Here is a 21,026-nt window from a genome sequence, read left to right on the forward strand (position 1 = left end):
GCCCGCCGGGCGGGGTGGGACGGGACGGAGGTCGCACGCGGAAGTGACGTAGAACGTGTGACCGGGCGCCCGCGCGCCACCCCTCCCGCGCCCCGGGAGGCGACCGGTCAGGACCGTCCCGGCGTCCCCACCTCGGGCAGCAGCGGCACCATGCGGTCCCAGCGGGAGATCTCGCAGCCGTCCCGCCGGTCGTACGTCACGTCGACGGGGCGCCCCGCCCAGACGCCCGTGACGTGCGCGGTGGCCGGTCCGCCGTACTGCATGGTGCAGAAGCTGCCCTCGGGGACCGGGGCGAAGGCGTCCTGGCCCCAGCGCGTGTCGCGCTCGACGACGTCGCAGGCGCCGGCCGGGTCGGGGTGGCTGCCGCCGGCCGGGCCGCAGTGCAGCTCGTACGTCCCGTCCGCGCCCGGCCCCGCGTCCCGGACGGTGACGGTGAGGTGATCGCCGTCCGGTGCGCCGGGGCCGTGGGCCGCGGCCGGGTGCGCGGCGGACAGGGAGGCGAGGGAGGCGAGGGACAGCGCGGCGGCGCCGAGAAGGCGGGCGGCGGGGGTGCGGATGACCTGGAGCATGCCCTGACTAACGCGCCGGCCCGCCGTACGTTGCGCGGCCGTCCGTGGACCGGGCCGCAACGGCTTTGCCCTGCGGCCCGCCCGCCTAGTACCGTGGGGGTCGATTGGTGACAGCGCGCTCAACTGTGTCATCATCGGCACGCGCCACTCGCGCTCGCACGCGAGAGGTGATGTTGTCTGGAGGCGTCGCCTAGTCCGGTCTATGGCGCCGCACTGCTAATGCGGTTTGGGTCTTAAAGCCCATCGAGGGTTCAAATCCCTCCGCCTCCGCACGATCACCGAAGCCCCGGCCCACACGGCCGGGGCTTCGGTGCTGTCCGGGGTCCCCGCTTGACGTCCTGAAGGCTGTTTTCGCAGCTCACAAGGGGTGGGGCTAACGGATTTCACATGACGGCGGCAGTCATGTAATGTTCTTCCTGTCGCCGCGAACGGGCCGGAAGGAACGGGAGCGGCGGTAAAACTGAACAAGACAAGCACTCGTAGCTTAACGGATAGAGCATCTGACTACGGATCAGAAGGTTGCAGGTTCGAATCCTGCCGAGTGCACATCTTCCAGAGGCCCCGTCGAGCAGTCGACGGGGCCTCTGGCTTTTCGCCACCCGGATGAACGGCCTCCGTGACTGTGTCTAGGGTGTGCCCATGTTGCGAGGACGCGTCTTCATATCCGTCCGGCCGAGTCTTGACGGGGGAAACCGGTGAACAAGCCACTGAGGGCTGTGGCGATCTTCTGCGGGCTGCTGGTGCTCGGACTGCTGATCCGCGCGAACTGGCTGCAGTACGTCCGGGCGCCGGAGCTGGCCTCCGACACCAAGAACCGGCGGGTGCAGATCGAGCAGTTCGCCACCCCGCGCGGGGACATCGTCGTCGGGGGCCGGGCCATCACCGGCTCCACCGAGGTGAACGGCACCGACCTCAAGTTCAAGCGCACCTACGCCAACGGGCCGATGTACGCGCCGGTGACGGGATACGCGTCGCAGGCCCAGGGCATGACGCTGCTGGAGAAGACCTACGACGGCATCCTGACCGGCAAGGACGACCGGCTGGCCTTCCAGCGGTTCGCCGACGTCGTCAGCGGTGAGGGCCGGCGCGCCGGTTCGGTGGTCACCACCATCGACCCCAAGGCGCAGAAGGCCGCCTGGGACGGGCTGACCGACCTGAAGGGCGCGCGGGGCGCCGTCGTCGCCCTCGACCCGGCGACCGGCAAGGTGCTGGCCCTGGTCTCCGCGCCGTCCGCCGACCCGTCGGTCTTCGCGGGCTCCACCTTCAAGGAGTCCGACCGCTTCGTGGCGCTCGACAAGGACAAGCGCAAGCCGCTGGCCAACCGCGCGCTGCGGGAGACCTACCCGCCGGGCTCCACCTTCAAGATCCTCACCGCGGCCGCCGCGCTGGAGCATGAGGTCGTCACCGACATCGACGCCCGTACGGACGCCGTGTCGCCCTACCCCCTGCCGCAGTCCCGCAACAAGATCGGCAGTGAGGCCGGCGACGGGGTCTGCAACAAGGCCTCGATGAAGACCGCCATGCAGTACTCGTGCAACAACGTCTTCCTCGACGCCGCCGCAAAGCTGGGACAGGACAAGCTGCGGGAGACGGCCGAGAAGTTCGGCTTCAACGAGAACGTCTACTCCGACGACTTCGGGGACCTGCTCGCCACGAAGAGCCTCTACCCCGAGGGCCTCGACGCGCCGGGCACCGCGCTCACCGGCATGGGCCAGGGCAGCCTCACCAGCACACCGATGCAGATGGCCCTGGTCACCGCCGGACTGGCCAACGACGGAAAGGTGATGCAGCCCTACATCGTCGACGAGGTCAAGGGCCCCGACCTCGGCACGCTGGAGAAGACCGAGCCCGCGGTGATGAGCGAGGCGGTCTCCGCCGAGACCGCGCAGAAGGTCCAGCAGATGATGGAGTTCACCGCCAAGGAGGGCAGCGCCCGCCGCGCCCAGATCGACGGCATCACGGTCGGCGGCAAGACCGGCACCGCGCAGCGCGGTGTCGACGTCAACGACGAGGTGCCCTACGGCTGGTTCGTCTCCTACGGCAAGAAGGACGACGGGTCCTCCGTCGCCGTGGCCGTCTTCATCGACCCGACCGACATGGACATCTCCCGTGAGGACATCTCCGGTGGCGGTCTCGGCGCGCCCATCGCCAAGAGCGTCATGAAGGCGGTCCTCCAGCAGTGACGCGGCCGCGGGTGGCGGAGCGCCGGGTACGCCCGGCCCACCGGGCGCCTCAGGCCTTCGCCGCGTCGTACGCCGCGCGGGCCCGCTCGACGGCCGCCATCCGCCGCTCCGTCCACAGCGCGAGGTCCCGTACCTGCTCGGCGGCCTCCCGGCCCAGCTCCGTGAGGGAGTAGTCCACGCGGGGCGGGATCACGGGTCTGGCGTCCCGGTGGACCAGGCCGTCGCGCTCCAGCGTCCGCAGGGTCTGCGCCAGCATCTTCTCGCTCACCCCGCCGATCTCCCGGCGCAGTTCGCTGAAGCGGTACGGGCGGTCCAGCAGTGCGATCAGGACCAGGGTGCCCCAGCGGCTGGTGACGTGCTCCATGACCAGACGCTCGGGGCACATCGTCGTACTGTCGGCGGCGCGTACGCGGTTCACGAGGGTCGTCCTGCTGTCGGCCATGTTCGTACCCTACTCAGGGTTGGGTACTTTCGGCAGGAAAGTGCGTTTTCTGGCCAGTCGAGAGGGCTCTTTTCGATCTACTGTTCGGCTGTGGCCGCCTTGTACGGTGATCGCTGTCGATCAGGGGGAGGACACGACATGCGTGGATTCGTGCGTGCGACAGCCATCGCCGGAGCGCTGGGAACGGCGGCTCTGCTCGCGGTGCCGACGGCCTCGGCCGCCTCGGGGCCGGCGCAGGCGGCACCCGAGTGTGTCACCGACAGCCAGACCCACAAGTACGGCAAGGGCGAGATCCAGATCTGCGTGGAGAACGGGCAGGCCCGGGTGACCGGCTGGCTCGAGGATCTGCTGCCGGGCGGTGGCTGGGGAGCCCCGGACGGTGGCTGCGTCATCTGGTGGGTCACCTTCCGGACCGCCTCGGGCACCGAGCTGGAGGGCTCGACCATGGCCTGCCCGCACTTCGGGGGCGCCGCCTACAAGGAGTTCGACTACGACAGCGACGTCCAGAACGTCACCGGGGTGGAGAAGCTGACCCTGGGGACCGCCTGGGCCTGACGCCCTCGCTGTCCGGTACGACGCCCCCCGGTTCGCCGGGGGGCGTTGTCAGTGGTGGCCCGTAGTCTCGACGGCGATGGCACAGGCGTGGAGGTGCGCGGGGCTGCGATGGGCGGCGGACGGTCCCGTGCTGCGGTGGGTCGGCGGGCGGGGCAGTGCGCTGACCCGGGGGAAGAGGGTGGCCTTCGCGGTCGCCGAAGGGGGCGTGCGGACGTGCGTGGGTGCGCGGGGGCACGCGTGTCCGGCCCAGGCCGCCGTGCCGGGGCGGAGCACGGGGGCGCGGTGCGAGGAGTGCGCGCGGTTGGACCGGGCGCACTCCGTGGCCGCCGACACGATCGCGGACGACCCGCGGCCGTACCGCGTGTACCTGGCGTGGTTCGGGCCGGGCCTGGTCAAGGTGGGGATCACCGCGTACGCACGGGGGGACGCCCGGCTCCTGGAGCAGGGTGCCGTGTGCTTCAGCTGGCTGGGCCACGGGCCGCTGATGGCCGCGCGGCGCACCGAGGAGCTGCTGCGGGCCGCGCTGCGGGTGCCCGACCGCATCCCGTACGCCCGCAAGCGCGCGGTGCGGGCGGGGCTGCCCGAGTCCGAGGCGGAGCGGCTGTCCGAGATCGCTGAGCTGCACGCGCGCGCGGTGGGGCTCGGCGGCTGGCCGGAGTCGCTGACGCCGGAGCCGTTCCGGGGCGTGGACCACGCGGGCGTGTTCGGGGTCGCGGGGACGGGACCCGGGCCGGCCGCGGTGGCGGAGGTGGCCGAGCTGGTGGCGGGCGGGGCGGTCGGAGGTGAGCTGGTGGCGGCCGCGGGCCCGGATCTGCATCTGGCGACGGAGCGCGGGGTCGTCGTGCTGGACACGCGGCTGATGACCGGGTGGGAGCTGGTGCCGGCCGGTGGCGCTCCGTGTGCCGTGCCGGTGCGTGATCTCAAGGGAGCGGCCGGAGTACAGGACGGGCTGTTCTGACCTCGCGGCGGCGTCCTGGCTTTCCCTTCGCCCCCCCCGCTCCTCCGCCCCCGCTCCTCCGCCCCCCTCTCGGCCCCCCGCCCCCCGGCCCTCTTGTCCCCGGGCGCGGCGGGGGCGATCGTGGCCGCATGAGTGATCACGAGGCCGGACGGGTCCGTCGGTTCTGGGAAGGGCTCGGGCTGCCCGGACTGGTCGACGTGCACACGCACTTCATGCCCGAACGCGTGCTGCGCAAGGTCTGGGGCTACTTCGACGCCCTGGGACCGCTGACCGGCGGCGTCGAGTGGCCGATCACCTACCGGCAGGAGGAGGACGAACGCACGGCGCTGCTGCGGCGGTTCGGGGTGCGGGCCTTCACGGCCATGCTCTATCCGCACAAGCCGGGCATGGCCCGCTGGCTGAACGGCTGGGCGGTGGACTTCGCCCGCCGGACGCCCGACTGCCTGCACACCTCCACGCTGTTCCCCGAGCCGGGAGCCGGGACGTACGTTCGGGAGGCCGTCGAGGCGGGCGCGCGGGTCTTCAAGGCCCACGTGCAGGTGGGGGCGTACGACCCGGCCGACGAACTGCTCGACGAGGCGTGGGGGGTGCTCGCCGAGGCGGGGGTCCCGGTCGTGATCCACTGCGGGTCCGGGCCCGCCCCCGGCAAGCACACCGGGCCCGAGCCGATCGCACGGGTGCTGGCGCGGCACCCCCGGTTGCGGCTGGTCGTCGCGCACCTGGGGATGCCCGAGTACGAGGACTTCCTGGACCTCGCCGAGCGGTACGGCGAGGTGCGGCTGGACACGACCATGGCGTTCACCGACTTCAGCGAGCGGCTGGCGCCCTTCCCGCGCCGGGCGCTGCCCCGGCTGGCGGAGGTCGGCGACCGCGTGCTGCTCGGGTCGGACTTCCCCAACATCCCCTATCCCTACCTGCACCAGCTGCACGCGCTGGAGCGGCTGGAGCTGGGGGACGACTGGCTGCGGGGCGTGTGCCACGACAACGCGGCACGGCTCTTCGGGCTGCCGGGGCCCGACGGGGCGGGAGCCTGAGGTCCGGCAGCGGTCCCTGAGAGCCCCCTGTGGGTTTCTCAGGGAAATCACAGCCAGGGAAAAGGGTGCTCTCAGAGCGCCCCCACATCGTGTCCGGTATGACCACGACCTCGCCCCAGGGGCGCACCGAACTGCTGAGGCCGGACGGGAGCCCCGTCCGGGTGCTCGTGGTGGACGACGAGCTGTCCATCACCGAGCTGCTGTCCATGGCCCTGCGCTACGAGGGCTGGCAGATCCGCAGCGCCGGGGACGGGCACGGTGCCGTCCAGGCCGCGCGGGAGTTCCGGCCCGACGCCGTCGTGCTGGACATGATGCTGCCCGACATGGACGGGCTGAGCGTGTTGGGGCGGCTGCGCCGCGACCTGCCGGACGTGCCGGTGCTGTTCCTCACCGCCAAGGACGCGGTCGAGGACCGGATCGCCGGGCTGACGGCCGGCGGGGACGACTACGTCACCAAGCCGTTCAGCCTGGAGGAGGTCGTCGCCCGGCTGCGCGGACTGATCCGGCGCTCCGGCGCCGCCGACCGGCGCTCCGACTCCGTGCTCGTCGTCGGCGACCTCACCCTCGACGAGGACAGCCACGAGGTCACCCGGGGCGGCGACGGCATCCACCTCACCGCCACCGAGTTCGAGCTGCTGCGCTTCCTGATGCGCAACCCGCGGCGGGTGCTGAGCAAGGCACAGATCCTGGACCGCGTGTGGTCCTACGACTTCGGCGGTCAGGCCAACGTGGTCGAGCTGTACATCTCCTACCTGCGGCGGAAGATCGACGCCGGGCGCGAGCCGATGATCCACACCCGGCGCGGTGCCGGCTACCTGATCAAGCCCGCCGTCTCATGAGCCGACGGCGACGACCGCGGCCGCGGACCCTGCGGACGCGGCTCGTCGTCGCGTCCGTGGCGCTGATCGCGGTGGTGTGCGCGGTGATCGGCACGGTGACGACGGTGGCGCTGCGCTCGCACCTGTACGAGCAGTTGGACGGGCAGGTGCACGAGGTCGCGATGCGGGTGTCCGGGTTCAAGCCGCCCGGTGACCCCGAGCCCGGCGGCGACGGCCGGCAGCGGATCGACCTCGACGAGTTCGTCACCCGCGGGCCGCAGCCGCGCGGCACGATCGTCGCCGAGGTGCGCGACGGCACCGTGGTCGACGCCGCGTACGGCAGGGAGGACGACGACAGCACCGACTTCAGCGGGATGACCGCGGTCTCCCTCACCGAGGCCGAGCGGGCCGAGCTGGCCGCCGTGGAGCGGGACGGCCGGACGCACACCGTCGGCATCGGCGGCCTCGGCGACCACCGCGTGCAGTACAAGGACGGCTACTACGCGGCCGTCCCCACCTCCGAGGTCACCAACACCCTCAACACCCTGATCCTCGTGGAGGCCAGCGTCACCGCGGCCGGCCTGGTCGCCGCCTCCCTCGCCGGGACCGTCATCGTCGGCGTCGCCACCCGCCCCCTGCGCAGGGTCGCCACCACCGCCACCCGGGTCTCCGAAATGCCGCTGCACGCCGGCGAGGTGAACCTCGACGAACGCGTCCCGGACGCCGAGTGCGACCCGCACACCGAGGTCGGCCGGGTGGGCGCCGCGCTCAACCGGATGCTGGACCACGTGCACGGAGCGCTGCACGCACGGCAGGAGAGCGAGACGCGGGTACGGCAGTTCGTCGCCGACGCCAGCCACGAGCTGCGCACCCCCCTCGCCTCCATCCGCGGGTACGCCGAACTCACCCGCAGAGGACGGGAACAGGTCGGCCCCGACACCCGGCACGCGCTGGGCCGGATCGAGTCCGAGGCCGGGCGGATGACCCTGCTGGTCGAGGACCTGCTGCTGCTGGCCCGCCTGGACGCCGGGCGGCCGCTGCGGTTCGAGCGGACCGATCTCGTACCGCTGGTCGTGGACACCGTGAGCGACGCCCGTGCGGCCGGGCTCGACCACGACTGGCGGCTCGACCTGCCCGAGGAACCCGCGCTGGTCTCGGCCGACGCCGCCCGGCTCCAGCAGGTGCTGGTCAACCTGCTGGGCAACGCCCGTACCCACACCCCGCCCGGCACGACCGTCACCGCACGCGTGCGGCGCAGCGGCGCGTGGCTGTGCGTGGACGTGGAGGACGACGGGCAGGGCATCCCGGCCGCGTTGCTGCCGCGCGTCTTCGAACGGTTCGCGCGCGGCGACTCGGCACGGTCCCGGGCGACCGGCTCCACGGGCCTCGGGCTCGCCATCGTGCAGGCGGTGGCGAGTGCGCACGGCGGTGCCGTGACAGTCGGCAGCGTGCCCGGACGGACGGTCTTCACCCTGCACCTGCCCGCGCTCGCACCGGACGGTCCGGCCGGCGAGGGCGGCGGCCGGGACCACTCACAGGCACGGCACAGCGTCACCACACGGGTGCGACAGGGGACTTGAGAAGAGTCGGTCCCATGCGAACCGACTCTTCTCCCGGCTTCCTGCCGGCGCGGGAGCACCTCCCGGCCGCAGGAGCCGGTACGCCTGTCCTGGACGTCGTGGTCCCCGTCTACAACGAGGAGAGGGACCTCCGGCCGTGCGTCCTGCGGCTGCACGCCCACCTCACCCGGACGTTCCCCTACGGCTTCCGCATCACGGTCGCGGACAACGCCTCCACGGACGCCACCCCGCACGTCGCCGCCCGGCTCGCGGCCGAGCTGGCGGAGGTCGTGTCCGTACGGCTGGAGCAGAAGGGGCGGGGCCGGGCGCTGCGCACCGTCTGGTCGGCCTCGGACGCGCCCGTCCTCGCCTACATGGACGTCGACCTGTCCACCGACCTGAACGCGCTGCTGCCGCTGGTCGCCCCGCTGATATCCGGGCACTCGGACCTCGCCATCGGCTCCCGGCTCGCCCGCAGCTCGCGGGTGGTGCGCGGCGCCAAGCGGGAGTTCATCTCCCGGTCCTACAACCTCATCCTGCGCGGCTCCCTCCAGGCCCGCTTCTCCGACGCCCAGTGCGGCTTCAAGGCGATCCGCCGGGACGTGGCCCAGGTGCTGCTGCCGCTGGTGGAGGACACCGGCTGGTTCTTCGACACCGAGATGCTGGTGCTCGCCGAACGGGCCGGCTGCCGTATCCACGAGGTGCCGGTCGACTGGGTCGACGATCCCGACTCGACCGTGCACATCGTGCGGACCGCGACCGAGGACCTCAAGGGCGTGTGGCGGGTCGGCAGGGCCCTGGCGACCGGTTCGCTGCCGCTGGACCGGCTGGCCCGGCCGTTCGGTGACGACCCGAGGGACCGGGAACTGACGGACGTACCGCAGGGCCTGGCCCGGCAACTCGTCGGCTTCTGCGTCGTCGGCGTCCTGTCCACCCTCTTCTACCTGCTGCTCTACAGCGGCTTCCGGCCCTTCTGCGGCTCCCAGACCGCCAACGCGCTGGCCCTGCTGGTCTCGGCGGTCGTCAACACCGCCGCCAACCGGAGGCTGACCTTCGGGGTGCGGGGCCGGGCCGGCGCCGCACGGCACCAGGCGCAGGGGCTGGTCGTCTTCGGCATCGGTCTCGTCCTGACCGCCGGTTCGCTCGCCGCGCTGAACGCGGCGACCGCCGACCCGGACCACTCCACCGAGCTGGCGGTGCTGATCGCCGCCAACCTCGCGGCCACCGTGCTGCGGTTCCTGCTCTTCCGCGCCTGGGTGTTCCCGGACGCGCCGCCCACCGTGGCCGCGGTGTCCCCGGAGGCGCCCCGCACCGCGCCCGCGCCGCCGGTCCCGGACCCGCCCGCCGCCCGCTACCCGGACGCGGGCCGCCCCTGGAGCGAGGCCGCCGCGAGCCTCCGGCCGGCCCACCCCGCCGACACCCACCCGAGGGACGGACGATGACGACGCACCTCGACCGGACGACGGACGCGGGGGCCGCGCGTCCCCCGGGCGCCGCGCCCGGGACACCTCGGCGGCTGCGGCGGCTGTGGCGGGGCCGCCCCGAGGACGCCCGCTGGGTGCGCCCGGCCCTCCTCGGGCTGCTGCTCGCGACCGCCCTGCTGTACCTGTACGACCTGAGCGCCTCCGGCTACGCCAACTCCTTCTACTCGGCGGCCGTGCAGGCGGGCGGCGAGTCCTGGAAGGCGTTCTTCTTCGGTTCGCTCGACGCCGGGAACGCCATCACCGTCGACAAGCCCCCGGCCGCGCTGTGGCCCATGGCCCTGGCGGTGCGGGTCTTCGGGCTCGGCTCGTGGTCGATCCTGGTCCCCGAGGTGCTGATGGGCGTCGCGACGGTCGCCGTCGTGTACGCGGCGGTGCGCCGCCGGTTCACTCCCGCGGCCGGGCTGATCGCCGGTGCCGTGCTGGCGCTGACGCCCGTCGCGGCGCTGATGTTCCGGTTCAACAACCCGGACGCGCTGCTGGCGCTGCTGATGTCCGTCGCCTGCTGGCTGGTCGTCCGCGCGCTGGAGGACGGCCGGACCAGGTGGCTGGTGTGGGCGGGCGTCGCGATCGGCTTCGCGTTCCTGGCGAAGACGCTCCAGGCCTTCCTGATCCTGCCGCCGCTCGCCGTCGTGTACGGCGTCTGCGCGCCGGTGCGGCTGCGGAAGCGGCTGGGACAGCTGGCGGTGGCGACCGCCGCGATCGTCGTCTCCGGCGGCTGGTGGGTCGCGGTCGTGGAGCTGTGGCCCGCGTCGTCGCGGCCGTACATCGGCGGCTCGCAGAACAACAGCTTCCTGGAACTGACCTTCGGCTACAACGGCCTCGGCCGGCTCAACGGCGAGGAGACCGGCAGCGTCGGCGGCGGTGGCGGCACGGGCGGCGGGGGCCAGTGGGGCGAGACCGGCTGGGACCGGATGTTCAACTCCGAGATCGGGGGCCAGATCTCCTGGCTGCTGCCGGCCGCCCTGATCCTCCTCGTCGCGGGGCTGGTCGCCACGCGGCGCGGCGGCCGTACCGACCCCGCCCGCGCGGCCTTCCTGGTCTGGGGCGGGTCGCTGCTGACGACCACGGCCGTCTTCAGCTACATGGCGGGCATCTTCCACCAGTACTACACGGTGGCCCTCGCGCCCTACCTGGCGGCCGTCGTCGGCATGGGCGCCGCGGTGCTGTGGGAGCGGCGCGGGCGGATCTGGGCGTCCCTCGTCCTCGCCGCCGCCGTCACGGCGACCGCGGCCTGGGGGTACGTCCTCCTCGGCCGCACACCCGCCTACCTGCCCTGGCTGAAGTGGCTGGTCCTCGTGGGGGGCCTGGTCGCCGCTCTCGGGTGCGTCTTCGTCGGGCGGCTGGGGCGGCGGACCGCGCTCACGGTGGCGGGGCTGGGCGTGGTGGCGTCGCTGGCCGCGCCCACCGCGTACACGCTGAGCACCGTGCGAGAGGGGCACAGCGGCTCCATCGTGACCGCCGGTCCGGCCGGCGCGAGCATGATGGGGGGCCCGGGCGGTGGCGGCGGCCGGGGGGCCTTCCCCGGCGGCGGGACCACGCCCGGCCGGGGTCAGGGTCAGGGCCAGGGCGGTCCCGGCGACGGCGGCCTTCCCGGAGGCGCACCGGGCCGGAACGGCCAGGCGGCTCCGAACGGCCAGGCGGCTCCGAACGGTCAGGCGGCTCCGAACGGCCAGACGCCCCCGACCGGTCGGGCCGGTGAAGGCAGCGGCCCCATGGGCGGGGGCGGCGGTGGCATGGGCGGCCTGCTCAACGGCACCCAGGTCGACTCCGAGGCCAGGGAACTGCTGGAGGCGGACGCCGACCGCTACACCTGGGTCGCCGCCGCGATCGGTGCCCAGAACGCCGCGAGCTACCAGCTCAGCACCGGTGACCCGGTGATGGCGATCGGCGGCTTCAACGGCACGGACCCCTCGCCGACGCTCGCCGAGTTCAAGAAGTACGTGGCCGACGGAGAGATCCACTACTTCGTCGGGGGCGGAGGCGGAGGCGGAGGCGGCGGCGCCATGGGCGGCACGGACGACGACTCCGGCACCTCGGCGCAGATCACCTCATGGGTAGAGGCCAACTTCCAGGAGGTCACGGTCGGTTCGGCCACCTTCTACGACCTCACCCGACCTAACACCTGAGCCTGACCCTGACCCTGACCGGTGCCTTGACCCGAACCCCGCTCGGGGCCGCGAGCCCTTCTGCTGTACAGCGTATGGGAGTCCCTATACGCTGTACAGCATGACGACGTCCTCCCCGGAACAGGAAGAAGGGCGGGCCCAGACCCCGCCCCCCGTCCAGGGCCACCCGCAGCGCTGGCTGATCCTGGGGGTCATCAGCCTCGCCCAGCTGACCGTGGTGCTGGACAACACGGTGCTGAACGTGGCCATCCCCTCCCTCACCGACGAACTCGGTGCGGCCAACTCCGACATCCAATGGATGATCAACGCCTACTCACTGGTGCAGTCGGGCCTGCTGCTCACCGCGGGCAGCGCGGCCGACCGCTACGGCCGCAAGAAGATGCTGGCGGCGGGCCTCGCCCTGTTCGGCCTGGGCTCGCTGGCCGCGGGTCTCGCGGACACCACGGGCCAGCTGATCGCCGCGCGGGCCGGCATGGGCGTCGGCGGCGCGCTGCTGCTGACCACCACGCTCGCCGTGGTCATGCAGATCTTCGCGCCCGAGGAACACGCCAAGGCGATCGGCATCTGGAGTGCCGTCAGCGCGCTCGGCTTCGCCTCCGGGCCGCTGATCGGCGGTTTCATGCTGGACCACTTCTGGTGGGGCGCGATCTTCCTGATCAACCTGCCGGTCGTGGCCCTCGGCCTGGTCGCCGTCGTGGCCCTCGTCCCCGAGTCGCACAACCGGCAGGGCGACCGCCCCGACCTCCTGGGCGCCGTACTCTCCACGATCGGCATGGCCGCGCTGGTCTACGCGATCATCTCCGGCCCCGAGCACGGCTGGACGTCCGGCCGGGTCCTGGCCACGGCGGCCGTGGCGGTGGGCGTGCTGGCGCTCTTCGCGTACTGGGAGAGCCGTATCCCGTACCCGATGCTCGACCTGGCCTTCTTCCGCAACCGGCAGTTCACGGGCGCGGTGGCCGGGCTGGTGCTGATCACCTTCGGCATGGGCGGCGCACTGTTCCTGCTCACCCAGCACCTCCAGTTCGTGCTCGGGTACGGCCCGCTGGAGGCGGGGCTGCGGACCGCGCCGCTGGCCCTGACGGTGGTGCTGCTGAACTTCTCCGGGGTGGCGGCGAAGTGGCTGGCCAGGCTGGGCACGCCGGTGGCGGTGCTGCTGAGCATGGTGCTGATGTCGGCGGGCCTGGTGGCCATCGCCACGCTCACCGGCGAGGGTTACGCCGGCACGCTGCTCGGCCTGCTGCTGATCGGCGTCGGCTGCGCGCTCGGCAACCCGGCCATGGCCCACGCCATCATGAGCGCGATCCCGCCGGCCAAGGCCGGGGTCGGCGCGGGCATCAACGGTACGTTGGCCGAGTTCGGCAACGGGCTGGGCGTGGCCGTGCTGGGAGCGGTGCTGAACTCGCGGTTCGCGGCGCTGGTACCGGTGACGGCGGCGTCGTTGCCCGCGGCGCTGGCCTCGGCACAGGGGGAGGCGGAGCGGGAGCGGGTGATCGACGCGTTCTCCGCGGGGCTGGAGAGCAGCCAGTTGGTGGGGGCGGTGGCCGTGCTGCTCGGCGGGGTGGTGGCGGCCGTGCTGCTGCGGCGGGCGGAGAAGGACGGTGCCGGTGCCGGTGCCTAAGAGCCCGAGTGGTGGGGTAAGGGTGCGGCAGCGGGCTCGTTGTGGCTGGTCACGCCGTTGTCGGTGCCCCTGACGGTGCACCTGGCGGGTCCGGCGGGCGAGGGGTCGAGGAGAAGAGCGCAGATGGCTGAGGCAGGACGGCAGGGGCCGCGGGCCAGTGTCTGGCTGGCGGGCGAGGACCGTCGCGGCGGGCGGCGCGGTGGGCAGCCGTCCGGACTGGACCGGGAGCGGATCACCGCGGTCACCGTCCGGCTGCTGGACGCCGAGGGCCTGGCCAGGTTCTCCATGCGCCGCCTGGCCGCCGAGCTGAACGTCACCGCGATGTCCGTCTACTGGTACGTCGACACCAAGGACGAACTGCTCGAACTCGCCCTGGACGCCGTCTTCGGCGAGCTGCGCGACCCCGACCCGGCAACCGGCGCGGACTGGCGCGCCCGGCTGCGCGCGCTGGCCCGGGAGAACCGCCGGCTGCTGGTGCGCCACCCCTGGCTGTCCCAGCTGACCGGCACCTACCTGAACATCGGGCCGCACTCGATGGCCTTCTCCCAAGCGGTGCAGGAGGTGATGCGCCTGAGCGGCCTCCCTCCGCACCGTCTGACCGGCGCCATCTCCGCCGTCTTCCAGTTCGTCTACGGCTACGGCACGATCGAGGGACACCTCCTCGCCCGCGCGGCGGCCACGGGGAGGAGCCCGGACGACTACTTCCGGGACTCCATGGCGGCGGCGGCCGCCCTGCCGCACAGGGCGGACGTCATCGAGGAGTCCCGGGCCATCATGGCGGCCCGCGGCGGCGACACCGTGGAGGAGATGCTGGACCGGGACTTCGAGTTCGCGCTGGACCTGCTCGTGGCGGGCATCGAGGCGATGGTCGAACGCGGGTGACCGGGCCCCGGCCGACGGGTCGCCCCGTAGCCGACCGGCGCGTCAGCCGTCGGACGCCGACCGCGCCGGGAAACCGCCCGTGGCCACCGGGCCCCACCGCTCCGGCGTCACCCGGATGATCGACTTGCCCTGCTCCACCATGGCCCGCCGGTACTCGTCCCAGTCGGGGTGCTCACCGGCGATGTTGCGGTAGTACTCCACGAGCGGCTCCACGGAGTCCGGGGCGTCGATGATCTCGGCGGTGCCGTCGATCTGGACCCAGGGGCCGTTCCACTCGTCGCTGAGCACGATGAGGCTGACCCGGGCGTCCCGCTTCGCGTTGCGCGTCTTGGCCCGCTCCGGGTACGTGGAGACGACGATCCGGCCGGAGTCGTCGACCCCGCAGGTCAGCGGCGACCCCTGGGGGCCTCCGTCGGCCCGCCGGGTCAGCAGGACCGCCCGGTGCCGGGGGCGTACGAAGTCCAGCAACTCGTCGAGGGACACACGGGTGTTCGTCGCGATGTTCGGTGCCATGCGGCCAGCCTAGGCCGCCGCCCCGCTGCCCGCCCGGCCGTCGGGTCCCCGCGCCGCACCGCTGTGCGGACGCAGTGCCTCCGCGAGGTTGTCGTGCACCGGCACGTCCCGGCGCAGGCCGGACAGCTCCAGGACGCGGCTCGGCACACCCTCCCGGGCGGCCACCACCCGCAGTTCGGCGCGGCCGTGCAGCCGGGCGCGCACCTCGGAGAGGAGGCGGACGCCCTGGGAGTCCATGAAGCGGGTCGCGGTCAGGTCCAGTACGAGGGTGTGCAGGGCGCCGGAGTGGTGGTCCACCGCCGCCATGATCATGGGCAGCAGTCCCTCGGCATTGCAGTAGTCGATTTCCGGGGGCAGGTCCAGTACGGCGTAACCGGGCGGATCGCACGGCTCGCAGGGGCGGGGGAGGAGGGGCACGGCACTCACCTGGCAGACGGTCGTCTTGCTTCCGGCTAGGCCTCTTCCTGACCCGTTCCCTCCATTCCACCATGCCGCCGACGGCACGCGTAGGGCGCCCGCTCGGTCCGTCGACCGGGCGTCACCGGAGCGCAACCAAGCAGCTAGAGTGCTGTCCGTCCTGTGCTCGCAGTCAGGAATGTGCTGCGGAGCTCTCCTGCGCACGGTCGCCAGACCGTGCACGCCGAAGAGGTTCGTGGTGGCTACGTCCGAATTTACTGATTTGCCGCGTTTTCCGGTGGGCTTCGAGCTGGCCGAAGCGCTGACGGCGGCGGCTCGGCAACTGCACGCGACGGGCACCCCCGACAAAACCCTGAGCGCCGCGGTCGCACTGACGGTGCGCCTGCTGCCCGGCGCGGACCACGCGGGCATCTCGGAGGTCCAGCGCGGCAACCGCTTCCGCGCCCTCGCCTGGACCGACGAGGCCGTACGGTTCGCCGCCGAGTCCCAGCCCGGCGGCCGCGAGCCGCACCCCGACTGGGACCGCCTGTGGACCACGCCGGTGGTGCGCACCGACGACAGCGATGCGGACGGCGGCGGCAACGTCCTCTCCCGCCTGGGCCTGCGCTCGGCGCTCTCGCTGCGGCTGCGCGCCGACCGGCGCCGCCTGACCGTGCTCACGGCGTACGCCCGCAAGCCGCACGCCTTCGACGAGGACGCGACCCGCCTCGGCCGGCTGTTCGCCGCGCACGTCAGTCTCGCCCTGGACGCGGCGACCGTGCGCGAGCAGCTCACCGAGGCCATGCGCACCCGTGACCTGATCGGCCAGGCCACCGGCATCCTCATGGAGCGGCTGGACATCGACGCGGCCGGCGCCTTCGACTCCCTGGTCAAGGCCTCGCAGCGGGAGAACGTGAAGCTGCGCGACCTCGCCCGGCGCATCGTCGACGCGAACACGGGTTCGGGTGGGCGAGGCGTCAACGAGCGATGAGGGGATATCCGTACGGGCATGACCGCCTCGGAGATCCCCGACACGCTGGACCAGGCGATGGCGCGCAGCCAGGGTCTCGACCCCCTGCTGCGCGACCTGACCGACCGCGCGGTCGCGCACGTCCCCGGTGCCGACGCGTGCTCGATCACGGTGCGCCGCGCCGACCGGCTGATGACCCTCGCGGGCAGCGCGGGCCTGCCCGCCGGACTGGACCTGCGGCAGTACGAGAACGGCTCGGGCCCCTGCGTCGACGCCGCAGAGACGGGACACACGCAGTACTCCCCCGACCTGGCCGCGGAGACCCGCTGGCCCACGTACACGGAGTACGCGCTGGCCACCGGTGTGCGCTGCGTACTGGCCCTGCCGCTGCCCGTCCGGGGCGAGACGGGAGCCGCGCTCAACCTCTACGGCACCAAGCCCCACTCACTGGCCGAGGGACGCGAAGCGGCCCGCACCTTCGCGGTGCGGGCCGCGGACGCCGTGAACGAGGCCCTGCGTCTGGAGCGGCAGCAGGCGTCGGCGGCCGACGTGCGCACCGCCCTGCTCTCCCGCAGCGTCATCGACCAGGCGGTCGGCATCCTGATGGCCCGGGAGCGGATCGACGCGCACCACGCCCTGGAGCGGCTGCGGCAGGCCTCGCAGCACACCAACGTCAAGCTCCGGGACCTCTGCGACGAGCTGGTGGCCCGGGCGTCCGGCGGCGCCTCACGCCGTCGGCAGTGACTCCCCCTGGACCGCCTGGATGTCCAGCTCCACCCTGAGGGTCGTGCCGATGGCGGCGATGCCGGCCTGGAGGACCTGGTTGTAGTTCATGGCGAAGTCCTCCCGCCGCAGCTCCGTGACCGCGCGGAACGCCGCCCGGGTGCCGCCCCACGGGTCGGCGCCGGTGCCGAGGTAGGACAGGTCCAGATCGACCGGGCGGACCACGCCGTGCAGGCCCAGCTCACCGTGGACGGTCCAGCGGTCCCGGCCGGCCTGCGTCACGCCCGTGGAGCGGAACGTGATGTCCGGGAACCGCTCGACGTCCAGGAAGTCCCCGGAGCGCAGGTGGGTGTCGCGCATGCCGTTGCCGGTGTCGATCGAGGCGGCCCGGATCACCGCCTCCACCCGGGACTTGGTGACGTCGTCCGGCGCGATCTCCACCACGCCCGAGAAGTCCGTGAACCGGCCGTGCACGCTGGAGATGCCCAGGTGCTGGGCCACCGCGGCCACGCTGGAGTGCGCCGGGTCGATGGTCCACGGCCCGGGCGGCGGCAGTTCGGTGCCGCCCTGGCGGGCCAGGGTCACGGTGCCGACCTCGGCCCGGCCGCTCGCGGTGACGATCGCGCTGGACGCGGCGGGCGCGTAGCCGACGGCCGTGACGATGACGGTGTACGCCCCCGGCGTGAGCGGGGTGGTGTCCCGCACGGCGCCCTCGGTGTCCGCCTCCGCGCGCAGCACCTGCGCGCCGGTCATGTCGGTCACCGTGACGACCGCGTGCGACACGGCCCATCCGTCCCGCGTTCGGATCCTCGCGGTCAGTCCCATCCCGTTTTCTCCCTGCAAAGGCTCAGAAAGTGGTCGTGAAGAAACCGGCCCGTGGTGGGCGGGCGCACCTCCGCTCAGAGCGCGCACGCCACCACGGGCCGGGGACTCGCTACTCGCCGGGGTGGGCGAGCTCGATGTCGTGGCCGTCGGCACCCGGGCCGGCGACCGTCAGGGCCGTCGCCACCGGCGGGTAGCCGGTCGCGATGACGGTGTACTCACCGGCGTCCAGGTCGGTGAAGGCGTACGCCCCGTCCGCGCCGGTGGTGGCCGTGCCGACCACGTTGCCCGCCGCGTCGACCAGGGTGACGCGGGCGTCGGCCAGCGGACCGTGCGGAGCCCGCACGACGCCCTGGACCTGGGCGCCGGCCTGGAGGTCGACCTCGACCCGGGTGACGCCGGTGCCGCCCACCTCGACGGGCAGGGCGCGCGGCCGGTAGCCGGCGGCGTTCACCGCGACGGTCACCGTGCCCGGCACCAGCTCGGCGAAGGAGAACTCGCCGGCCTCACCGGTGGCGGCGGTGGCCAGCAGGTCCCCGCGCACATCGGTCACGATCACCATCGCGTCCTTGACCGGCAGCCCGTTCTCCACGGCCCGGACCAGGCCGTTCAGCCCGCTGGTGCCGCTGAGCAGGATGTCGTACGCGACCGGCTCGTCGTTCACGACGATCGTCGAGGCCTGCGGCTGGAAGCCGTCGGCGGAGGCGATCAGGACGTACGAACCCGCGCTCGGCGCGTCGATCCCGTAGGAGCCGTCGGCCTGGGCGACCGAGCGGCCCAGCTGCCGGCCCGCCAGCGAGATCAACGTGACGGCGGCCTGCGGGACGGGGGCGGACTCGGCGCCGCGGACGAAGCCGCGGACCGCGATGCCGCCGGAGACGGGCGCCTGCGGCGCGCCGGAGCCGGTCGCCGTGGCGACGGCGGCGAGGCGCTGCGTGGCCGTGTCCCGGGCACCGGTGTCGGTGGAGGAGACGGCGGCCGCCACACCGGCCGGGACCGGCGCGTCGGTGACCCGGGCGGCCTCGGACGGAGCCGGGGCCGCCGGGGAGGCGGTGCCGGCGGAGGCCTCGGCGGCCTGGGCGAGTGCGCCGGAGGTGCGCAACGGGACCTCCTTGATGAAGAGGGTGACGAGGAACGCCAGCAGGGCGATCGGGGCGACGATCAGGAAGATGTCGGCGATGCCGTGCCCGTAGGCGCTCTCCAGCCACTCGCGGATGCCGTGGGGCAGCAGGTCCATGTCGGGGATCGCGCCGCTGCCCGAGGCCTTGGCGGCCGCCGCCTGCTCCTGCGGGCTGAGCGAGCCGATGGTGTCCGAGGCGTAGTGGCTGATCCGGGTCGACATCACGGAGCCGAGCACCGAGACGCCCACCGCGCCGCCGAGGGACCGGAAGAAGGTCACGACCGAGGAGGCCGCGCCCAGGTCGCTCGGGGCCACCTGGTTCTGCGTGCACAGGACCAGGTTCTGCATCATCATGCCGACGCCGAGGCCCATCAGCGCCATGAAGATCGCGATGTGCCAGTAGGGGGTGTCGTAGCGCATGGTGCCGAGCAGACCGAGGCCCGCCGTCAGCAGGACGCCGCCGGCCAGCAGCCAGCCCTTCCACTTGCCGGTCTTGGTGATGATCTGACCGGAGACCGTCGACGAGACGAACAGGCCGCCGATCATCGGGATGGTCATGACGCCCGACATGGTCGGGGACTTGTCCCGGGCCAGCTGGAAGTACTGGCTGAAGTAGACGGTGCCCGCGAACATCGCGATACCGACGAACAGCGAGGCCAGCGAGGCCAGGGTGATGGTGCGGTTGCGGAACAGGCGCAGCGGGATGATCGGCTCGCTGGCCTTCGACTCGACGAGCAGGAAGAGCAGCGTCAGCACGATCGCGCCGCCGACCATGGCGCCGGTCTGCCACGACATCCAGTCGTACTTGTCGTCCGCGAAGGTGACCCAGACGAGCAGCAGGCTCACGGCCGCGGTGACGAAGAAGGCGCCGGCCCAGTCGACCTTGACCTTCCGCTTGACCACGGGCAGGTGCAGCGTCTTCTGCAGCACGATCAGCGCGAGGATCGCGAAGGGCACGCCGACGTAGAGGCACCAGCGCCAGCCGAGCCAGCTGGTGTCGGTGATGACACCGCCGAGCAGCGGACCGCCGACGGTCGCGACGGCGAAGGTCGCGCCCAGGTAGCCGGAGTAGCGCCCGCGCTCACGCGGGGAGATCATCGCGGCCATGATGATCTGCGCCAGCGCGGCCAGACCGCCGGCGCCCAGGCCCTGGATGGCCCGCGCGGTGATCAGCATCGCCGGGTTCTGCGCCAGGCCGGCCACGACGGAGCCGATGACGAAGACGGACAGGGCTATCTGGACCAGGGCCTTCTTGCTGAACAGGTCCGCGAGCTTGCCCCACAGGGGGGTGGAGGCGGTCATCGTCAGCAGCGAGGCGGTGACGACCCAGGTGTAGGCACTCTGGCCGCCACCGAGGTCACCGATGATCTCGGGCAGTGCGTTCGTGACGATGGTCGAGGACAGAATGGCGCAGAACATGCCGAGCAGCAGCCCGGACAGCGCTTCCATGATCTGCCGGTGCGTCATCGGAGCGTCTCCGGTGGAGCCTCCCCCGTGCTTGGCATGAGCCCGCACACCGGCTGGTGTGGTCGTTGCCATGGACTTCCTTTGCTTACGTGGTGATCGCGGGTGTACGGGTGGTCTCGTCGACCTCGGATGGTGCGGCGGCCCGCGCCTGGGGCGTCCGGCAGTCGTCGAAGCTCGCCCTGAGCCTGGTCATGAGCCGGGTGAGCTGGCCGACCTCGTCGTCGGTCCAGTCGCCGAGGCGGTGGGCCAGCAGCTGCGTCGTCCGCTCGGACAGCTCGTCCAGCTGGGCCTGGCCCTCGGGCGTCAGGCGCAGGATGCGCGAGCGTCTGTCCGCCGGATCGGGGGACCGTTCGATCCAGCCCCGGTCGGCGATGTGCGCGACGTGGCGGCTGGTCACCGACATGTCCACGGCGAGCAGCTCCGCGAGCTTGCTCATGCGCATGTCGCCATGGCGGCCGAGCAGCGTCAGTACGGCGGCGGAGCCGCCGGGGCACTCGGCCGGCAGGATGCGGCTCATCTCCCGTTTCACGGCGCCGAAGGCGCTGAACTGTCGGATCAGCTCCTCGTACTGCGCCCTCTCGGCCATGCGCACCTCCCGCTTTGTTGCTTAGGGCAACGATAGGAGCGGTTGGTTGCTACAGGCAAATAAAAACGGGCGCCTCGGCATAAAAAGTTGGCAAAGGCAAGTATTGCGAACGTAAACGCCCAGGTGGCAGAGGGTGAGGGGTCGGAAGGAGGTGCGGCGGCCCCGCGCTTGGGCCCGATCCGCGGATTCGCTAGTGTCTCG

19 protein-coding genes and 2 tRNA genes are annotated in these 21,026 nt (G+C 72.5%); 14 read left to right on the forward strand and 7 right to left on the reverse strand.

Annotated elements, in window-relative coordinates; translation table 11 throughout:
- Positions 1 to 107: 107 nt before the first annotated feature.
- Positions 108 to 569 (reverse strand): SSI family serine proteinase inhibitor, encoded by a 462-nt coding sequence (locus ACGF5T_RS06315; protein ID WP_361018032.1) that lies wholly within the window; start codon positions 567 to 569, stop codon positions 108 to 110.
- A 179-nt stretch (positions 570 to 748) separates the two neighbouring features.
- On the opposite strand from ACGF5T_RS06315, the gene ACGF5T_RS06320 reads away from it, so the two are divergent.
- The 3 genes from ACGF5T_RS06320 to ACGF5T_RS06330 all read left to right on the forward strand — a co-directional run bounded on the left by ACGF5T_RS06320 (position 749) and on the right by ACGF5T_RS06330 (position 2,752).
- Positions 749 to 839, forward strand: a tRNA-Ser gene (locus tag ACGF5T_RS06320).
- 203 nt (positions 840 to 1,042) lie between these two features.
- Positions 1,043 to 1,115 (forward strand) — tRNA-Arg (locus ACGF5T_RS06325).
- Positions 1,116 to 1,264: 149 nt separating this feature from the next.
- Positions 1,265 to 2,752 (forward strand): penicillin-binding protein 2, encoded by a 1,488-nt coding sequence (locus ACGF5T_RS06330; protein WP_366767662.1) that lies wholly within the window; start codon positions 1,265 to 1,267, stop codon positions 2,750 to 2,752.
- Between the two features lie 49 nt (positions 2,753 to 2,801).
- Here the strand turns inward: ACGF5T_RS06330 and ACGF5T_RS06335 are convergent, their stop codons facing one another.
- Positions 2,802 to 3,194, reverse strand: a complete 393-nt coding sequence (locus ACGF5T_RS06335; protein ID WP_356602798.1) for a helix-turn-helix domain-containing protein — start codon at positions 3,192 to 3,194, stop codon at positions 2,802 to 2,804.
- A 138-nt stretch (positions 3,195 to 3,332) separates the two neighbouring features.
- Here ACGF5T_RS06335 and ACGF5T_RS06340 point away from each other — a divergent pair, with 138 nt between their 5' ends.
- From ACGF5T_RS06340 to ACGF5T_RS06380, 9 genes are all read left to right on the forward strand, one after another.
- On the forward strand, positions 3,333 to 3,749 hold the full coding sequence (locus ACGF5T_RS06340) for a hypothetical protein (protein WP_361017999.1): 417 nt from the start codon (positions 3,333 to 3,335) through the stop codon (positions 3,747 to 3,749).
- Positions 3,750 to 3,825: 76 nt separating this feature from the next.
- Positions 3,826 to 4,707: a DUF2797 domain-containing protein gene (locus ACGF5T_RS06345; RefSeq protein ID WP_366767660.1), complete on the forward strand. Its 882-nt coding sequence runs from the start codon at positions 3,826 to 3,828 to the stop codon at positions 4,705 to 4,707.
- Positions 4,708 to 4,835: 128 nt separating this feature from the next.
- Positions 4,836 to 5,741, forward strand: coding sequence for an amidohydrolase family protein (locus ACGF5T_RS06350; protein WP_366767659.1), 906 nt, complete (start codon positions 4,836 to 4,838; stop codon positions 5,739 to 5,741).
- A gap of 98 nt (positions 5,742 to 5,839) precedes the next feature.
- Positions 5,840 to 6,580 (forward strand): response regulator transcription factor, encoded by a 741-nt coding sequence (locus tag ACGF5T_RS06355; RefSeq protein WP_030188895.1) that lies wholly within the window; start codon positions 5,840 to 5,842, stop codon positions 6,578 to 6,580.
- Positions 6,577 to 8,139: a HAMP domain-containing sensor histidine kinase gene (locus ACGF5T_RS06360; RefSeq protein WP_366767658.1), complete on the forward strand. Its 1,563-nt coding sequence runs from the start codon at positions 6,577 to 6,579 to the stop codon at positions 8,137 to 8,139. The genes ACGF5T_RS06355 and ACGF5T_RS06360 overlap by 4 nt, the downstream gene beginning before the upstream one ends.
- A 14-nt stretch (positions 8,140 to 8,153) precedes the next feature.
- Complete coding sequence (locus tag ACGF5T_RS06365) at positions 8,154 to 9,560, forward strand: bifunctional glycosyltransferase family 2/GtrA family protein (RefSeq protein ID WP_366767657.1); 1,407 nt, start codon at positions 8,154 to 8,156, stop codon at positions 9,558 to 9,560.
- A complete protein-coding gene (locus ACGF5T_RS06370) occupies positions 9,557 to 11,728 on the forward strand; it encodes a glycosyltransferase family 39 protein (protein WP_366767656.1) in 2,172 nt (723 codons plus the stop codon). Before ACGF5T_RS06365 ends, ACGF5T_RS06370 begins: the two co-directional genes overlap by 4 nt.
- Positions 11,729 to 11,828: 100 nt before the next feature.
- Positions 11,829 to 13,346, forward strand: coding sequence for an MFS transporter (locus ACGF5T_RS06375; protein WP_356602811.1), 1,518 nt, complete (start codon positions 11,829 to 11,831; stop codon positions 13,344 to 13,346).
- Between the two features lie 123 nt (positions 13,347 to 13,469).
- A complete protein-coding gene (locus tag ACGF5T_RS06380; protein ID WP_366767655.1) occupies positions 13,470 to 14,228 on the forward strand; it encodes a TetR/AcrR family transcriptional regulator in 759 nt (252 codons plus the stop codon).
- 42 nt (positions 14,229 to 14,270) lie between these two features.
- Here ACGF5T_RS06380 and ACGF5T_RS06385 read toward each other — a convergent pair whose 3' ends face one another.
- On the reverse strand, positions 14,271 to 14,741 hold the full coding sequence (locus ACGF5T_RS06385) for a PPOX class F420-dependent oxidoreductase (protein ID WP_356602815.1): 471 nt from the start codon (positions 14,739 to 14,741) through the stop codon (positions 14,271 to 14,273).
- Between the two features lie 9 nt (positions 14,742 to 14,750).
- On the reverse strand, positions 14,751 to 15,167 hold the full coding sequence (locus ACGF5T_RS06390) for an STAS domain-containing protein (RefSeq protein ID WP_366767654.1): 417 nt from the start codon (positions 15,165 to 15,167) through the stop codon (positions 14,751 to 14,753).
- 253 nt (positions 15,168 to 15,420) lie between these two features.
- Here ACGF5T_RS06390 and ACGF5T_RS06395 point away from each other — a divergent pair, with 253 nt between their 5' ends.
- A complete protein-coding gene (locus ACGF5T_RS06395) occupies positions 15,421 to 16,128 on the forward strand; it encodes an ANTAR domain-containing protein (RefSeq protein WP_356602819.1) in 708 nt (235 codons plus the stop codon).
- A gap of 18 nt (positions 16,129 to 16,146) precedes the next feature.
- Positions 16,147 to 16,851, forward strand: a complete 705-nt coding sequence (locus ACGF5T_RS06400; protein ID WP_356602821.1) for a GAF and ANTAR domain-containing protein — start codon at positions 16,147 to 16,149, stop codon at positions 16,849 to 16,851.
- Here the strand turns inward: ACGF5T_RS06400 and ACGF5T_RS06405 are convergent.
- The 3 genes from ACGF5T_RS06405 to ACGF5T_RS06415 form a co-directional block, all read right to left on the reverse strand.
- Complete coding sequence (locus tag ACGF5T_RS06405) at positions 16,834 to 17,655, reverse strand: YceI family protein (protein ID WP_356602823.1); 822 nt, start codon at positions 17,653 to 17,655, stop codon at positions 16,834 to 16,836. The two genes, ACGF5T_RS06400 and ACGF5T_RS06405, sit on opposite strands and share 18 nt — an antisense overlap.
- A gap of 109 nt (positions 17,656 to 17,764) precedes the next feature.
- Positions 17,765 to 20,311, reverse strand: coding sequence for a DHA2 family efflux MFS transporter permease subunit (locus ACGF5T_RS06410; protein ID WP_366767653.1), 2,547 nt, complete (start codon positions 20,309 to 20,311; stop codon positions 17,765 to 17,767).
- Positions 20,312 to 20,324: 13 nt separating this feature from the next.
- A complete protein-coding gene (locus ACGF5T_RS06415) occupies positions 20,325 to 20,825 on the reverse strand; it encodes a MarR family transcriptional regulator (RefSeq protein WP_361017979.1) in 501 nt (166 codons plus the stop codon).
- Between the last annotated feature and the right edge of the window lie 201 nt (positions 20,826 to 21,026).

The organism is Streptomyces sp. NPDC047853, from assembly GCF_043204535.1.
GTDB lineage: Bacteria > Actinomycetota > Actinomycetes > Streptomycetales > Streptomycetaceae > Streptomyces.

Excerpts from the sequence above, each read along its gene's own strand:
- ACGF5T_RS06315 (WP_361018032.1), bottom strand. The coding sequence starts at position 569 with ATGCTCCAGGTCATCCGCACCCCCGCCGCCCGCCTTCTCGGCGCCGCC.
- ACGF5T_RS06335 (WP_356602798.1), bottom strand. The coding sequence starts at position 3,194 with ATGGCCGACAGCAGGACGACCCTCGTGAACCGCGTACGCGCCGCCGAC.
- ACGF5T_RS06340 (WP_361017999.1), top strand. The coding sequence starts at position 3,333 with ATGCGTGGATTCGTGCGTGCGACAGCCATCGCCGGAGCGCTGGGAACG.
- ACGF5T_RS06345 (WP_366767660.1), top strand. The coding sequence starts at position 3,826 with ATGGCACAGGCGTGGAGGTGCGCGGGGCTGCGATGGGCGGCGGACGGT.
- ACGF5T_RS06350 (WP_366767659.1), top strand. The coding sequence starts at position 4,836 with ATGAGTGATCACGAGGCCGGACGGGTCCGTCGGTTCTGGGAAGGGCTC.
- ACGF5T_RS06355 (WP_030188895.1), top strand. The coding sequence starts at position 5,840 with ATGACCACGACCTCGCCCCAGGGGCGCACCGAACTGCTGAGGCCGGAC.
- ACGF5T_RS06360 (WP_366767658.1), top strand. The coding sequence starts at position 6,577 with ATGAGCCGACGGCGACGACCGCGGCCGCGGACCCTGCGGACGCGGCTC.
- ACGF5T_RS06365 (WP_366767657.1), top strand. The coding sequence starts at position 8,154 with ATGCGAACCGACTCTTCTCCCGGCTTCCTGCCGGCGCGGGAGCACCTC.
- ACGF5T_RS06370 (WP_366767656.1), top strand. The coding sequence starts at position 9,557 with ATGACGACGCACCTCGACCGGACGACGGACGCGGGGGCCGCGCGTCCC.
- ACGF5T_RS06375 (WP_356602811.1), top strand. The coding sequence starts at position 11,829 with ATGACGACGTCCTCCCCGGAACAGGAAGAAGGGCGGGCCCAGACCCCG.
- ACGF5T_RS06380 (WP_366767655.1), top strand. The coding sequence starts at position 13,470 with ATGGCTGAGGCAGGACGGCAGGGGCCGCGGGCCAGTGTCTGGCTGGCG.
- ACGF5T_RS06385 (WP_356602815.1), bottom strand. The coding sequence starts at position 14,741 with ATGGCACCGAACATCGCGACGAACACCCGTGTGTCCCTCGACGAGTTG.
- ACGF5T_RS06400 (WP_356602821.1), top strand. The coding sequence starts at position 16,147 with ATGACCGCCTCGGAGATCCCCGACACGCTGGACCAGGCGATGGCGCGC.
- ACGF5T_RS06405 (WP_356602823.1), bottom strand. The coding sequence starts at position 17,655 with ATGGGACTGACCGCGAGGATCCGAACGCGGGACGGATGGGCCGTGTCG.
- ACGF5T_RS06410 (WP_366767653.1), bottom strand. The coding sequence starts at position 20,311 with ATGGCAACGACCACACCAGCCGGTGTGCGGGCTCATGCCAAGCACGGG.
- ACGF5T_RS06415 (WP_361017979.1), bottom strand. The coding sequence starts at position 20,825 with ATGGCCGAGAGGGCGCAGTACGAGGAGCTGATCCGACAGTTCAGCGCC.